This is a genomic window from Anaerorhabdus sp., assembly GCF_036657415.1.
Lineage (GTDB): Bacteria > Bacillota_I > Bacilli_A > Erysipelotrichales > Erysipelotrichaceae > Anaerorhabdus.
In genome coordinates this window covers 1-15,838 of record NZ_JAVXGL010000044.1, presented here as the reverse complement: position 1 = coordinate 15,838, position 15,838 = coordinate 1, and the positions used below count along the sequence as shown (strand labels likewise).

Below are 15,838 nucleotides of genomic sequence, written 5' to 3'. Positions count from 1 at the left end.
CAAGATTTGATACTAGGATACCATAGAAACAGTCAAACTTGAATATATTTCAAGTCTTTTCTCCTAACCTTTCACTATCTTAAGTTTCCTCATCTCTCTATCGTTCTATTCATCGTGAAGAACTTTCCTATAAGATAAAAAAACTCTACAGTTTTATTTAACCGCAGAGTCAATTTTTATTTTATTTTTTCTAAGAAAGCTTTATAGCCACGATATGCTTCATAAACATCTGCTTTTGAAACAACTTCGTAAGGTGCATGCATATTTTGAACTGCCACACCAGCATCAATTACTTCCATGTTTAAGTTTGCAAGGATATAAGCGATTGTTCCTCCGCCACCTTGATCAACTTTACCAAGCTCTGAAGTTTGGAATTGAACTTTTGCAGTATCAAATACTTGACGAATTTCTGCAATAAATTCTGGGTTTGCATCATTACAACCACCCTTACCACGAGAGCCTGTATATTTGTTTAAACATAAACCCATTCCTAAGTATGCTGTATTTTTCTTTTCATAAACACTTGGATAATTAGGATCAAAACCTGCAGATACATCACTGGATAACATTTTTGAATTTGAGAATGTTCTTCTTAATTTCAAATCAGTAAATGTGCTAGTCGCATCTAATAATTCCGCAATCGTATTCTCAAAGAAACGTGATTGCATCCCTGTATTTCCTTGCGAACCTACTTCTTCTTTATCCACTAAAATGCAGCAACTTGTACGTTTAGGTTTTTTCATTTCAAGGATAGCCATTAGTGATGTATATGCACAAACTCTATCATCATGGCCATATCCCATTACCATACTACGATCTAATCCATAATCTCTTGCTTTTCCAGCCGGAACGATTTCAAGTTCAGCACTAATAAAATCATCTTCCTCAATATTATATTGATCTTTTAATAATTTAAGTATATTTGATTTAACTTTATCATCTTTTGCTTTACCATCTGGAATAGATCCAACCAATAGATTTAAATCTTCTCCTTCTACTACTTTACTACCTGTCTTAGATAGTTGATCACCTGCAAGGTGAATTAATAAATCACTAATCCCTACAACTGGATCTGTTTCTTTTTCACCAATCGCAACAGTTATTACTGTGCCATCTTTCTTACAAACAACACCATGTAGCGCCATAGGTTGAGCAACCCATTGATATTTCTTTACACCACCATAATAGTGGGTTTCAAATAAAACTAAACCATCTGATTCATAAATAGGATTTTGTTTTAAATCAATACGTGGTGAATCAATGTGAGCACCTAGTACATTTAATCCATTTTCTAATGGTTCTGTTCCAATTACATATAAACAAATACTTTTTTCTTTATTTACAAAGTAAACTTTATCCCCAGCTTTACACTTCTTCGATTTCATTGCATTGAAATCCTTAAATCCAGCTTTCTTTGCCAATTGTATTGCGGCAGTTACACACTCTCTTTCCGTCTTTCCTGCATCAAGATATTTTTTGTATCCTTCATTGAAATCAAACAATGCTTTTGTTTCTACATTATTTAATTTTTCCCATACTGTTTTCATTGCTATTTCCTCCTCTATTATTTTACATCGCTAATTCAATCAATTTCAATTCTAACTCTTCATATAGACTACTTTTCCATCAAAAATCGTCATTTTCACTTGAATATTATGAATCTCACTTGGTTTTACAGTATAAGGATTCTGGTCTAAAACCACAAAATCTGCTAACATACCTGCCTCAAGTTTTCCTTTAATTTTTTCTTCAAATGATGCATAAGCACCATTCTTAGTATAGCTATCTATAGCTTGTTCAATTGTTAGTGCCTCTTCTTTACGATATGGATTATCGCATCCAATAGTACTCCTTGTTATTGCACATTCAATACCCTTCAAACAATGTAGTGGTTCTACTGGTGAATCTGATCCATTTGAAACAGTAGTTGTTTCCAACAATGTTTTAAATGCATACGATGTTTTAGCTTTAGAACCAACACGTTGTTCAACAATACGGCAATCATAATCAATAAAACAGCTTTGAATATAACAATGTAGTTTTAATTTCTCGATTCTCTTTAATTGATCATCACGTGTTATTTGGACATGGACAATTCCTGAACGATGTGGATTACCTGGTGTACAATATTTTTCAAAACTATTTAATACCATATCTAAACAACCATCCCCAATTGTATGAATAATTGTTCCCATCCCTAATTCTTCACCCAATTTTACAAACATATCAAATTCTTCTTGGGTATAATTTGCCATTCCACTGGTATTCGCATCAGCATATGGTGAAGACATTAATGCTGTTCGAGCACCTAATGATCCATCTCCAACAACTTTGATAGGCCCTAGTTTAAACACTTCATTTCCTTTATTTGAAAGTTGATTTTCAGCGATAAACATTTTTAAATCATCAAGTACAATGAATTGACATTGTTCATTAACTCGACAGCTACATTTTCCTTCATTGCATAGTTCACGAAATGCTTCTAATGGCAAATGATAGTCTTTTGTTAATGAAACAAAATCGTCACTTTGAATTGATGTAATACCATTTTGATTACATTCTTCCATACCTTTAATAATTAGTGTTTTTAAATCTTCTTTGGTTAAAGGTGGAAATGCATGATGAATAAGTTCTATTGCCATTTCCTTAACTAATCCAGTTTCAAATTCAATATCACCACCACTAACTGTCGTTTCTTTTGTTATTTTCGCGAGTTCTAATGCTTTGGTATTACACACTGCAACATGTCCGCAGCATCGTGTTAAACAAATCGGATTAACAAGCGTAATCTTATCTAAATCTTCTTTAGTAGGAAACTGCACCTTATCAAAATTATCTTGATTCCATCCTCTTCCTACAATCCATTCTCCTGGTTTTTTATTTTCACACGATGTACGTACTAAATCATAAACTTCTTCTAAAGTACAACAGTCTTGTAGTTGTAAAGATGAAACGAAATTTCCAACGCCTAAAAGATGCATATGTGAGTCGTTGAATCCTGGTAAAACTATTCCATGATCTACATCAATATATTTATCTACATAATGATTTAAATCGTCATAGAATCCAATCTTCTCTATTTTATTATCACTTAATAAGATTGCGTCTTTATCGACTCCATGAATGACACAATTCTTAAGCAACGTTTTCATCCAATCTCCTTCTCATCACATGGGTAAATAACTCCCATTTGACGACGACATTCAGTTAAAACTTCCATGATATCTAATGTCATTTGATGTGGCAATTTCAAAGATTCAGGTCTACCTTCTTTAACATTTTCAATGAAATCTCTTAATTGATATGCAAATCCTTCTTGACTAGGTTTTGACAACAATACTTTTCCGCTTTCATCGACCTTATGCATACCTGCTCTTTCTGGATTTCTTGGATAAAACCACATTCCATCCATACGACTTGGCATATCAATTTGAATTGTACCTTCTTCACCTTGTATTTCCGAAATGATTTTAGTATCGGTAATCTTTGAATGTTGGATACATACTTCAAACGTATCGTAAATAAGTGTACATGAACCTAATCCATCTACTCCAGTATCTAATAGAATTCCTGTCGCAATTATTTTTTTAGGTTTACCAAATAGTGCCACAGCATCTCCAATTGCATAAACGCCAATATCCATACATGAACCATTACACAATTCTCTTCTAAATGTCGTTGGATTTTCTCCTCTTAAATAAGCATCATAACGTGAAGAATATTTTCCAAATACGAAAACTCCACGACGAACCTTACCTACTAAATGTAGATTGTCTTTTAAAATTTGAAAATTATCTGTGTACATTGGAATTAATCCATCATGTAAATATGTTTTATATTCTTTACTTAATTCAATCATATGCTTAGCTTCATTATAATTAGAGGCAAATGGTTTTTCCGTAAGTGTTGGAATTCCTCTTTTTATACATTCACATGTAATTTCATAGTGAAGACTATTAGGCACTGCTAAATAGATTGCATCTATTTCTTTTGACTCAATCATTTCAATATAATTATCGAATACTAGTGGAATTTGATATTTCTCAGCAAATTTAATCGCATTTTCTTTACGTCCACTACATACAGCTGCTACTTCACACTCTGCAACCTCTTTTGCGCCATTCATGAAAAAATCTGATACAAAATTAGTTCCTACAACTCCAAATCGCATATTCCTACCTCTTTTCTTTAGAAATAGAATAGCATAAAACCCCTTGAAATTATAGGTGTATTGCTATCTTTAAATGAGATTATTTGATAGTTTCAGCCGTTCTTCAATATTCTTGAAAGTTCGCATGACTCTATGTTCAGTTATTGATGTACAATCTGCTTCTCTCAATGCGTCTTCAAGCCATTTTGGAACCACTGCTCCTTTGATTTCTAACAACAGCGTTTCATCATTAAACAGGCGTTTATTCTCCACTAAATCACATAACCTAAAATCTTCATTACGATAACGTATATTCATAGAAAATGTAATTCTTACTTTAGGGTCAAACTTACTACAATATGCTACTCTTTCATAACCAATAAATAATTTAGGAATTAGACCACTATTCCTTAATAACTCATCTATTTGGTTATCACCACACTCATGTTGTTCACATAGTAGTTCATATGCTTCATCTAAACTCATTTCTAAGCGCAGTTTGGAAGTCAACTCTTGGTGTTTTTCTTTTATTTCAATATAAACTGGATCGTTTATACGAGGAATACCATAACTTCTTAATCGAATTCTTTCTTTATAGTTTGTTCTTTTAAATGTTTTTGATATTAGATCTGAACTTACTGGTTCATAATAAATATTGTATACAGTATATTTAAAATGTTCTTCTTCCTCTATTTTATTTGAAATACTGTTCATGAATTTTTTTAATTGTGCTTCTTTTAAGATATACTTTCTCTCAATTTGACTTATACTAGGTTGAATTTTCATTGATAATTCCTCCTTTACTTAACTCTATTCCTTATTCATGTAAGTTGCATGATAACTATTTGAACTTTATGTGAACATAAAAAGGTAGAATTAAATTCTACCCATACTTCTTGATGCTATGATATCCACACCTAAATTACAAACATTCTTAATAATTATTTCATTTCTTGTGACTGGTGCTTCTATTGTAATTTTATTTATTTCACGCATAACATCAAACATCTTTTCTTTTGGAATAGGTTGACTTGTTACAACAGGTAATCGTGGATATAAAGCATGATTAATGACAACCGTTGATGTGAGAACTCGTACTGGATGCAGACATTCATTTTGTGCATATACAACTCCTCGTGGACATGTATTGCCACTAACTGAGAGTACTTTACCATTCTCAATTTCTACAGTTAAATGACAGCCAATAGGACAAGTTATACAAATTAATTCTTGTTTCATGCAACCACCTCAATTTCTATCTGATTTTTGCAATCATCAATTTCATTCTTATCTAGAATGACTTTTTCCATTTCAGCTGGATTTAAGTGAGGTCGCTTAATTTCTTTAAGAACTTGTCCATCTTTTAAAATTCTAATTTTTGCATTTTTATTTGGATTTAAAACTCTAAAGTAAATTTCAATTTTATTATCAACATTTTTAGTATTAATTGTATTAGGGATACAGTAACTAACACCTGCTCCCTGTATACATTTAAAACCATAATCATGATCTAATTCATTTTTAATATATTTCGCAACCATTCTACCTGCATTCTTTGCTTCCTGACTAACAAAGTCTACTAAGTCATGAACATGTAGTACATTTCCACATGCAAAGATTCCTTCGCAAGTAGTACTATAACTTTCATTTACAAATGGTCCTTTCGTTCTAGGATTCAAATCAATATCTATTTCTTCACTTAAGGCATTTTCAGGTATTAAACCTACTGAAAGCAAAAGTGTATCAACATCAAAATGTTTTTGCGATCCTTCAATAATATTTCTTTTTTCATCAACTTCTGATATTACAATACCTTCTACACGTTCAAGTCCTTCGATATCAGTTACCGTATGACTCAAGTAAAGTGGGATATTAAAATCTTCTAAGCATTGTTTCATATTACGTGGTAATCCATTTGAATAAGGCATGATTTCTGCCACTCCTAAAACTGTTGCACCTTCTAATGTCATTCTTCTTGCCATAATAAGACCGATATCACCAGATCCTAAAATAAATACTTTCTTGCCACAAAGATAACCATCCATGTTGAGGTATCGTTGTGCTGTTCCGGCAGTCCATATTCCACTAGAACGATAGCCCGGAATCGCTAATGCTCCCCGTGTTCTTTCACGACATCCCATGGCCAAAAGTATAGCTTTTGCTTGTATTGTCACATAACCTTCTTCTGGATTACAATAAATTATTTTTTTATCCTTTGTAATCTGAATTACCGTTGTATTGCATTTTACTTCAATTGAAGAATTATTTAACTCTTGGATAAATCGTTCAGCATAAGCTGGACCTGTTAACTCCTCATTAAATGTATGTAAGCCAAACCCATTATGAATACATTGGTTTAGGATTCCTCCTAATTCAACATCTCGTTCAAGAATCAAGACATTATGAATTCCTTGACGAGTTACTTCAAGTGCTGCCGACAACCCTGCCGAACCACCTCCAATTACAACACAATCAATTGTTTTCATTTTGTTTGGTCCTTTCTACTAGCATCTTAGAGTCTAAATTATCTAATACTATTTCTTGTGGGTCTTTATTTAATTCTCGTGCAAGAATTTCAACAACAAGCGGTTCACAAAATCCTCCTTGACATCTACCTAGTCCTGGCCCTACTCTTTTCTTTACACCTTTTACAGTTGTAGCACCGCAGGGACGATGAATTGCATCGATGATTTCAGCCTCTGTAATTTGTTCACAACGACAAATCATTTTTGCATAACGTTTATCTTTTTTGACAAGTTCGTTCTTCTCATCAATCGAACAATCTTTTACTCTAACTTTAGGACGATTTACTTTAATTACATTTTCTTTTTTATTTAATGCATGTTTATCTAAAATTAATCCCACAACCATTTCTGATATCGCTGGTGCTGATGCAAGTCCAGGTGATTCAATAGCAGCAACATTGAAAAAATCAGGACACTCCTTTGATTCTTCAATAATAAAATCTTTTGTATTACCACTTGGACGATTACCTGCAAAGGTTCTTATCAGTTTATCCATTGGAACATCTTTTACAATTTTTGATAATTGTCCTCTTACAAAATCCAATCCTTTTTGTGTATTATTAATTGCATATTTATCATCGACTTCATAACTTGTAGGTCCTAGTAAAATATTATCATGAATAGTTGGGACTACTAATACACCTTTTCCAATTTTACTTGGAACAGGATATAATACATGATTTACATATGGTTTCTTCATATGATCTAATACAAAGTATTCACCTTTTCTTGCAGTAATAGAAAAATCTTTACGCTGGATTAGTGTTGCATACAAATCATCTGCATAAACACCACTGCAATTAATAACTATCTTTGTATCAATGGTTTGATTCTTTGTCTTTACACGATAACCTTGATCAATTTTTTCGATTTTTATTACTTCTTCATCTAATTTTAAATCTACGCCATTTGATATTGCATTTTCCATCAATGCGATTGCGATTTCCCATGGATATAAAATACCTGTTGAAGGCAACCATAAACCACTAATAACTTGATCTGATAGTTGAGGTTCCTTTTTTATTATTTCTTCTCTAGTATGTAGACAACAAGGGACTTGACGACTATCCGCTTGTTTTTTTAGTTGCAATAACGTTTCGTTTTCTTCCTGACTTGTCGCTAAAACATATGCACCAATGCGCATGAATGTACAATCCAATTCTTTACAAATTTCTTCATACATTTGATTGCCGCGAACATTCAACTTTGCTTTCAATGTGCCATCTTTAGGATCATGACCACTATGAATAATTGCACTATTTGCCATTGTCGCACCACAAGCTACATCATTTTCTTTTTCTAACACAACAATTGAACCATCATATCGACTCAAATCGTGAGCTAAAAAACATCCTGTAATCCCTGCCCCTATTATTACAATATCTGTCATAAAATCTCCTTTAGTCTTCTTGGTATTCCATACATGCTTTTACAGCTTTTTTCCATCCTTTATAAAACGTTGTTGCTTCTTCCACTTTCATCTTTGGACTGAATATTTTTTCCATTGATAACTTTTGTTTAATTTCTTCTTTATCTTTCCAAAAACCAACCGCTAATCCAGCCAGACTGGCAGCACCAAGTGCAGTGGTTTCTAAAACTTTAGGGCGATCAACTTTGCATTGAAGTAAATCACTTTGAAATTGCATAAGATAATTATTAGTAGCGGCTCCACCGTCTACACGAAGCGAAACTAAATTCACTTTTGAGTCCTCTTGCATTGCATCCAAAATATCTTTTGTTTGATAAGCAAGTGAATCTAAGGTAGCCCGTATGATATGTTCTCTTTTGGTTCCACGTGTTAAGCCAAACATTGCACCACGACACTTATCATCCCAATAAGGAGCTCCTAAACCAACAAAAGCAGGTACCAAATAGACACCTCCAGTATCATTTACACTTTCTGCTAATTCTTCAGTCTCACTTGCACTTTTGAAAAACTGCAATCCATCACGAAGCCACTGTACTGCACTTCCTGCCACAAACACACTGCCTTCAAGAGCATAGTTAACTTCATTATCAATACCCCATGCAATTGTAGTAACTAATCCGTGTGAGCTTTTAATTGGTTTCTTACCCGTATTCATCAATAAAAAACAACCTGTACCATAAGTATTCTTTGCCGAGCCTTCTTCAAAACAAGCCTGACCAAATAATGCGGCTTGTTGATCACCCGCAATTCCAGCTATTGGAATTTCATGGTTAAAGAAATGATAACTAGCTGTCATCCCATAAATGCAACTTGATGGTTTAACCTCGGGCAACATATTCATTGGTACATCCATTATCGTACACAATTCTTCATCCCACTTTAAATCATAAATATTATAGAGTAATGTTCGAGAAGCATTTGTATAATCAGTAACGTGATTTGCTTGTCCAGATAACTTCCAAACTAACCATGTGTCAATTGTACCAAATAAAAGCTTACCTTTTTGCGCTAACTCTCTAGCTCCTTCTACATGATCTAAAATCCATTTTACTTTTGTCGCAGAAAAATAAGGATCAATTTTAAGTCCTGTTTTTTCTTCAATAAGTGTAGAATATCCTTTTTCTTTTAAATCATCACAAATGCCTGATGTTTGTCGTGATTGCCAAACAATCGCATGATAAATCGGTAATCCTGTGTCTTTATTCCAAACAACTGCCGTTTCACGTTGATTGGTTATTCCTAAACTACAAACATCACCTGGATCAATTTCCGCTTGGACTATGCAATCTGTCATACATGCTAAAACACTTAACCAAATTTCATTTGCATCATGTTCAACCCAACCAGGTTTTGGAAAGTATTGTTTAAATTCTCGTTGAGCTGTAGAAATAATATCTAAATCATGATTAAACAGAATTGCTCTAGAACTTGTGGTTCCTTGATCAATTGCCATTACATATTTTCCCACATCGTTTCTCCTTGTTTTTCTTTATCTCCATTATACAAGAATTACGAAAGAGTTTATAATAAATGTTATAGATGGAGGGGTAACATGGTAGATTTTAAACATTCTGTGGTGTATCAAATATGGCCACGTTCATTTAAGGATAGCAATAACGATGGTATTGGTGATATTCAGGGTATTATTAGTAAACTCGATTATCTAAAAAACTTGGGAATTACATGTATTTGGTTAAGTCCAATTTACGCATCCCCCAATGATGATTATGGCTATGATATAAGTGATTATTATGCAATCAATCCAGAGTATGGCACAATGGATGATTTTGATGAATTACTTCTTGAATGCAAAAATAGAAACATTGATATTCTCATGGATTTAGTTGCGAATCATACATCAACTGAACACAAATGGTTTAAAGATGCACTTAATAACCCTTCAAGCCCTTATCGTGATTTTTATTATTTCAAAGAAGGCGTAAATCATCGTGAACCAAATAACTGGCTCAGTTTCTTTGGTGGAAGTTCCTGGACAAAAGAAAGTGATAATTCTTATTATTTAACTTCCTTCGCTCCCACACAAGCTGATTTAAATTGGGAAAATGAGAAAGTACGTGAAGAAATTTATAATGTAATGAAGTTTTATTTAAATAAAGGAATTCGTGGTTTTCGCATGGATGTGATTAACTGTATTGACAAAAAACCAGGATTACCTGACAAAAATCCAAATAAAAAAGGATATCAATTTCCTGATGATTATATTCTTAATGGTCCAAAAGTTCATACTTATTTGAAAGAAATGAATGAGAAAGTAATGTCAAAATATGATGATGTTATAACATTAGCTGAAGGATGCATGGTTACATTGCAAGATGCCATGAATTATACTAATCCCGACAATAAAGAAATTGATATGTGCTTTCATTTCGATTTATCAACATTAGGGTATGGTTCTTTAGGAAAATATGATTTTAGAAAGTTTTATCGTTTTAATGCCAGTGATATTAAATCAATTACTCGAAAATGGCAAAATGCTATGATGGAACATCATGGTTATATTGCGAATTTTCTTTCTAATCATGATAACATGCGACACATTGAACGCTATGGAGATATCAAACTTTATTATTTAGAATCTGCCAAAGCATTTGCTTTATACAATTTTATGTTGTATGGTACTCCCTTCATTTATCAAGGAGAAGAAATTGGTATGACAAATCTTAAACTTGATTACCATGAATGGAAAGACTATGAAGCTATTAATTCAGTACAAGCCATGCATGATATGTTGCATGTACCACTTCCTATCGCTAAAAAAATTGGACAATATGTAACACGTGATAATGCAAGAACTCCAGTACAATGGTCAAGTGAAGATTATGCTGGTTTCTCTACCACAACACCTTGGATTAAACTAAATCCAAACTATACTGTAATTAATGCTGAAGATTGTATAAAGGACCCCCAATCTATTTACAATTTTTATAAAAAATTAATTGAACTTAGAAAAAATAACGAAGCATTATGTACTGGTACCTTTAAAGAATTAAACAAAGATCATAAAAGTATCTTATGTTTCAAACGAAGCTTAGGAGAGGATGAATATTTCATTATGATTAACTTAACAAAACAAGCTTCTGATATCACCTTAGATGAACCATTACAAGGGGAAGAATTACTACATAATGGACTTGATAAAGAATTACGCAGAGTCATGAAATTAGCTCCTTTTGAAGCACATTTATACAAACTCATAAAAAAAGAAGAGCCTCAACCTAAAGTAGCACTTCATTCTAGTAAATATCGTGTTTAAGTTAAAAGAATAGCTAAAAGCTATTCTTTTTTATAGTCTCATGAACAGATTTGATAAATATTTCAAAAATTATTAACCATCCTGCTAGATATAAATCTACTTTAGCTTTAGCAATTTTCCAAAGTTTTCTCGTGGAGCGACAGCATATTTAAGTTCGTAACTTGTTTGACCTTGTTTCATTGCGTGCATTATTTCTTTTATTTCATTTTGAATAGAATCACTATCATTATACCATCCTAACAATGTACTATTTTCGCCCCAAAATGAAGAACCATCAATTCCAAATAGTGCATACTTAGGATCACCTTTTTTAGTTGCAAAAATATTAGATGAAGTTATTTTGTAACAATTAATAATTGCTTTTCCATCATAGGAAGTGATTAGAATTCTACCTGTTGTTTGTGATTTATTTGATTCATTCAAAATTGAATTTCCCATCAAAAAATCCAATGATACATTTAACTTATTAGCCAGTAACATTAGTTTTTCAGCTTCAGGATACCCTTCGTCCAATTCCCATTTAGATACCGCTTGACGACTTACTTCTAGCATATCTGCAAGTTCTTCTTGAGTTATGCCTTTTTCTTTTCTAATTAGTTTTAAGTTTTCTGAAAAAGTCATTTACAATTCCTCCTTTATTTGACTACCTTAATCATAAATTTCATCAAATAAATTTCTACCAACCTCTACTTGCAAATACGCAACTTAAAGTTGCATTAGTCGTCTTTCTCTTGATTATCTAAAATATTTTTTTGATTTTCTAGTAATTTATCCATTTTCATATGTAAATCAGAAAGAATAATTTCTGTCTTTACATTAACACGATAATCATTTTCCGCGCGTTCACGGTCTTTTTGTTCTTGTCTATTTTGACTCATCATGATGATTGGTGCTTGTATTGCAGCGATACACGATAAGATTAGATTCAACAAGATAAATGGATACGGGTCAAAATGTTTACCTAAGACTGAGTTATACATAATCCAAATAATTAAGATTGTCAAAAATATAATAATGAAAGTCCAACTTCCTGCAAATTTCGCAAGGTTGTCTGCTGTCTTATCCCCAACACTGAGTTTAGAATTAAAATCTTTTGATGCAATCTTCCGACTTAGCAATAAATGAATGATTTCTTCATCCGTCATTTCCGCATCTACATCTTCCAAAATCTCTTTTAGTAGTTTTTCTTTACTATCCATCATTTTATCCTCTATAATAATTTTCTCTTTCTAAAGAAGTAAAAACATCCTATTACTACAATAGCACTAAGTAATATCACTGTGCTATAACCATACTCCCAAGTTAATTCTGGCATGTTTGTAAAATTCATCCCATACCATCCTACTATAAGCGTTAAGGGTAGGAAAATAGTAGTAATTACTGTAAAAAACTTCATAATATTATTCAATTGGTAGTCTAACATTGCATCCAATGCTTCTCTTAAGTGTACTAAATCTTCTTGTTTACTAATACATGCATTCAGTAATCGTGAACAACGATTTGTAAATATTTTGATATGTCTTAAATCTTCTGGTGTAAATAGATCATTTACATTTTCTTGTAAACATGTTCCAATCTCCATAAGTTGATTATAGTAATTCTTTAAAATACTAATTTGATCCTTCAAAGCATAGATTTCACGATTGAGTTTAGAACTCGCACGTTCTTCAACAATGTTTGTCTCCATCAATGTAATTACTTCATCAATCTTATCTAATGCATCATAACCATCTTGAAGAAATGAACCTAATATTGCAGATACTATAATGTCAAACTGCGCATTATTACAGTATCGTTTTATTACTTTTTCAAATAAATCTTCTATGCTTTTATTGCTATCTACTAGTTCAATCAAAAAGAATTGATTCTTACGTAAAAGGAATGCTACACGATCGCGATCTGCATATAACTGATTTACCTCAATGATATTTAGAATTCCAAAACTATAATCATCAAAACTATCTATACTGTTTTTATACCTTGCCTGTGCACTTGTACAAGCTTCTATTACTTGCGAATCAACTTTCATATACATTTGATTCTCAATTAACTCATTCAAAGTTAAATGTCCAAAACAGCAGTTATCGCCAACATCGCGAATATTAATTTCTTCTAAGTGTCCCTTATCATTTAAATAAATCATTGCTCGCCATATCCTCCCCATGTAATCACATTATCACTTGGCACTAATCCTAATTTCCTTTGTAGATGTTCTGATGCAATGTTTCCTGGATACACTTGGGCAAAAGGAATACTTTTATCTTGAATGCTTTTATGTATTAAAAAACTCTCTAAATACTCCCCAATTCCTTGTTTGCGATATGCTTCAATAACATGTAGTAAGCCCATGGACCCCTCATCATGATAGCCAATAAATCCAAGACATTCACTTTCATTGAATGCACCCCAAAGATTACCACTCCCAAGTCTTTCCATAATATAATCTGGATTATTATATCCATCATAATGTTCAAATACAAAATCAAAATAAGATTCATCTAATTCTCTTATTTCTATATCATTACGTTGTTTAAATTCAAAATTATCTTTGTCATAAACATAATTGCAACATTGAAAAGAATCAACAAGCGGTGGAATATAGTTTAATAATCTTGTATGTTGAATACAAAAAGAAGTGTTTGGCTTTATTTTAACGTAACGTAAACAATTTTCTATTTCACTTTCATCATCACAGGCAACAAATGTACAATCCATACACTCTTTATAGATAACCAAAGCATGGTCACTCTCATAATAGATTTTTGAATCTTCATCATTTTTTAATGTAATTAAATTACAATAACTTTTATAGTCTTTTAATAAGTCCATACATATCAACCTCACAAATTAAGTATAGCACTCTCTTAAATATAAAAAAACATTTCACTATCTACGTAAAATGTTTAAGTTATTTTATTTATCATCGATGGTCATTGATTATCACTAGTCTTTTACAAAACCACTAACAGATAAACTTCCATCTTGCAATGTTACTGAATTATATCCTTGATCTAAAAACATTTGAGAAATTCTTGTATTGTATTTTGAAATAAATGAAGTTGGTAATTCCAACCCACCGATCTCTGCTTTAGTTACATTAACATTGATTTTACCATCAATTGTATCTACACTCGCAACTAATAGAAGTCCTGCACTATCTGGTAAAGGAATTGGAGCATTCAATTTTTCTTTTAAACCTTCATCAATCATTGCGGTCATCGAAATTGTCAGATTATCAGGTGTAATTACAGTTTGAACATCTGAACAAGGAACAACATTATTTAAAACGTTTTCCAATAATATACTAGACTCTGCTTGACTTAATTCTGCTGTAAATTCTTTTCGACCTGTTTCATTATTCAATGTACCTGCAAGTTTTTCATTTAATGATTGTTGATCTTGTTCAGTCACGGTAATTCCTAAATCTTTTTGTTTACTATTGTAGATATTTGTATATATATAAAATACTCCTCCACCTAAAGCTAAGAGCAATAACACAATGATACTTATAATTATTTTTTTCATAGGCTACCCTTTCCATTTTTTATTATAGCATATCAAGAAAATAAAAAGATGCACACTTTATAAAATGTGCATCTCTATATTTTTAGGAAAGGGATAAATTATAGAATACCAATGAATGAGCAAACGATTGCAAGAATAATTGTACCAACGATAAGTACAACTGGACTTACTTGTTTTTTCTTAAGTAGATAGAACATTAATAATGTATATCCCATTGGTAATAATTTAGGGAAAATTGTATCTAAGAATGCTTCTTGAACACCTACTTCAATTCCTCCAGCTACTGAAATGACTGGTACTAATGAAATATTAACATATGATGCAATTAGAGCACCAATAACTGTAATACCTAGAATTGTTGCAGAGTTAGCTATAATATCTGAATTTTCTTGAAGCATTTCAAATGATTTAGTACCTAAACGGTATCCCATATGTGTCCATACAATACGTAGAACCCAAATAGTTACATATGTTCCAACGAAAATAATTGGACCAATAATTAAACCTTGTGATGCAAATGAGCATGATACACCAGCAACAATTGGAAGTAGTGTGAACCAGAAGATAGCGTCCCCAATACCTGCAATTGGTCCGAATAATGCTAATTTTAGACCTTTAATTAAACTTCTATCTTCACCGTTTTCTTCTAATGAGATTAATAATCCCATTAAGAATCCAACTAAGTTTGGATGTGTATTGATGAATTCAAGGTTATCTGTCATTGCTGCTGATAATCCTTCTTTATCATCTGCATAGATTTTTTCAAGAGCTGGTAATTGAGCAAGTAGCCATCCACCAGCTTGCATTCTTTCATAGTTGAATGATGCTTGTAACAAAGATGAACGAATTCCAAGCATTGTTAAATCTTTTTTAGTTAATTTTTTAGATGCCGACATGTTTGTTACCTCCTTCATTGCCTTGATTATTAGCTACTG

General features: G+C 32.2%; 15 protein-coding genes. 1 reads left to right on the top strand and 14 read right to left on the bottom strand.

Annotation, left to right across the window (positions count from 1 at the left end):
• Positions 1-176: 176 nt before the first annotated feature.
• From RSB60_RS07375 to glpK, 8 genes are all read right to left on the bottom strand, one after another.
• Entirely contained in the window at positions 177-1,547 is a 1,371-nt protein-coding gene (locus tag RSB60_RS07375) for an aminopeptidase (RefSeq protein ID WP_332615473.1), read from the bottom strand.
• A gap of 51 nt (positions 1,548-1,598) precedes the next feature.
• Positions 1,599-3,152, bottom strand: a complete 1,554-nt coding sequence (locus tag RSB60_RS07370) for an amidohydrolase (RefSeq protein WP_332476128.1) — start codon at positions 3,150-3,152, stop codon at positions 1,599-1,601.
• Positions 3,149-4,171, bottom strand: coding sequence for a Gfo/Idh/MocA family protein (locus tag RSB60_RS07365; RefSeq protein ID WP_332491655.1), 1,023 nt, complete (start codon positions 4,169-4,171; stop codon positions 3,149-3,151). Before RSB60_RS07365 ends, RSB60_RS07370 begins: the two co-directional genes overlap by 4 nt.
• Before the next feature lie 69 nt (positions 4,172-4,240).
• On the bottom strand, positions 4,241-4,936 hold the full coding sequence (locus tag RSB60_RS07360) for a VTC domain-containing protein (protein WP_332615471.1): 696 nt from the start codon (positions 4,934-4,936) through the stop codon (positions 4,241-4,243).
• A 90-nt stretch (positions 4,937-5,026) separates the two neighbouring features.
• Positions 5,027-5,389: a DUF1667 domain-containing protein gene (locus tag RSB60_RS07355; protein WP_332615469.1), complete on the bottom strand. Its 363-nt coding sequence runs from the start codon at positions 5,387-5,389 to the stop codon at positions 5,027-5,029.
• Positions 5,386-6,636 (bottom strand): NAD(P)/FAD-dependent oxidoreductase, encoded by a 1,251-nt coding sequence (locus RSB60_RS07350; RefSeq protein ID WP_332615467.1) that lies wholly within the window; start codon positions 6,634-6,636, stop codon positions 5,386-5,388. Before RSB60_RS07350 ends, RSB60_RS07355 begins: the two co-directional genes overlap by 4 nt.
• Positions 6,623-8,065, bottom strand: a complete 1,443-nt coding sequence (locus RSB60_RS07345) for an NAD(P)/FAD-dependent oxidoreductase (protein WP_323381979.1) — start codon at positions 8,063-8,065, stop codon at positions 6,623-6,625. The genes RSB60_RS07350 and RSB60_RS07345 overlap by 14 nt, the downstream gene beginning before the upstream one ends.
• 10 nt (positions 8,066-8,075) lie before the next feature.
• Positions 8,076-9,572, bottom strand: coding sequence for a glycerol kinase GlpK (gene glpK / locus RSB60_RS07340; protein WP_332491665.1), 1,497 nt, complete (start codon positions 9,570-9,572; stop codon positions 8,076-8,078).
• A gap of 84 nt (positions 9,573-9,656) precedes the next feature.
• Here glpK and RSB60_RS07335 point away from each other — a divergent pair, with 84 nt between their 5' ends.
• A complete protein-coding gene (locus tag RSB60_RS07335; RefSeq protein ID WP_332615464.1) occupies positions 9,657-11,378 on the top strand; it encodes a glycoside hydrolase family 13 protein in 1,722 nt (573 codons plus the stop codon).
• 96 nt (positions 11,379-11,474) lie between these two features.
• Here the strand turns inward: RSB60_RS07335 and RSB60_RS07330 are convergent, their stop codons facing one another.
• From RSB60_RS07330 to agaD, 6 genes are all read right to left on the bottom strand, one after another.
• Positions 11,475-11,999, bottom strand: a complete 525-nt coding sequence (locus RSB60_RS07330) for a helix-turn-helix domain-containing protein (protein WP_332615462.1) — start codon at positions 11,997-11,999, stop codon at positions 11,475-11,477.
• Positions 12,000-12,094: 95 nt separating this feature from the next.
• Positions 12,095-12,577, bottom strand: a complete 483-nt coding sequence (locus tag RSB60_RS07325; RefSeq protein ID WP_323381974.1) for a DUF1003 domain-containing protein — start codon at positions 12,575-12,577, stop codon at positions 12,095-12,097.
• An 11-nt stretch (positions 12,578-12,588) separates the two neighbouring features.
• Entirely contained in the window at positions 12,589-13,521 is a 933-nt protein-coding gene (locus RSB60_RS07320; protein ID WP_323381973.1) for a magnesium transporter CorA family protein, read from the bottom strand.
• Positions 13,518-14,207, bottom strand: a complete 690-nt coding sequence (locus tag RSB60_RS07315) for a GNAT family N-acetyltransferase (RefSeq protein ID WP_332615459.1) — start codon at positions 14,205-14,207, stop codon at positions 13,518-13,520. Before RSB60_RS07315 ends, RSB60_RS07320 begins: the two co-directional genes overlap by 4 nt.
• 114 nt (positions 14,208-14,321) lie before the next feature.
• The gene (locus RSB60_RS07310) at positions 14,322-14,903 is read right to left on the bottom strand and encodes a hypothetical protein (protein ID WP_332491676.1); all 582 of its coding nucleotides are present in this window, start codon (positions 14,901-14,903) and stop codon (positions 14,322-14,324) included.
• Between the two features lie 98 nt (positions 14,904-15,001).
• Positions 15,002-15,799, bottom strand: coding sequence for a PTS galactosamine transporter subunit IID (agaD, locus tag RSB60_RS07305; RefSeq protein WP_323381969.1), 798 nt, complete (start codon positions 15,797-15,799; stop codon positions 15,002-15,004).
• Positions 15,800-15,838 lie beyond the last annotated feature (39 nt).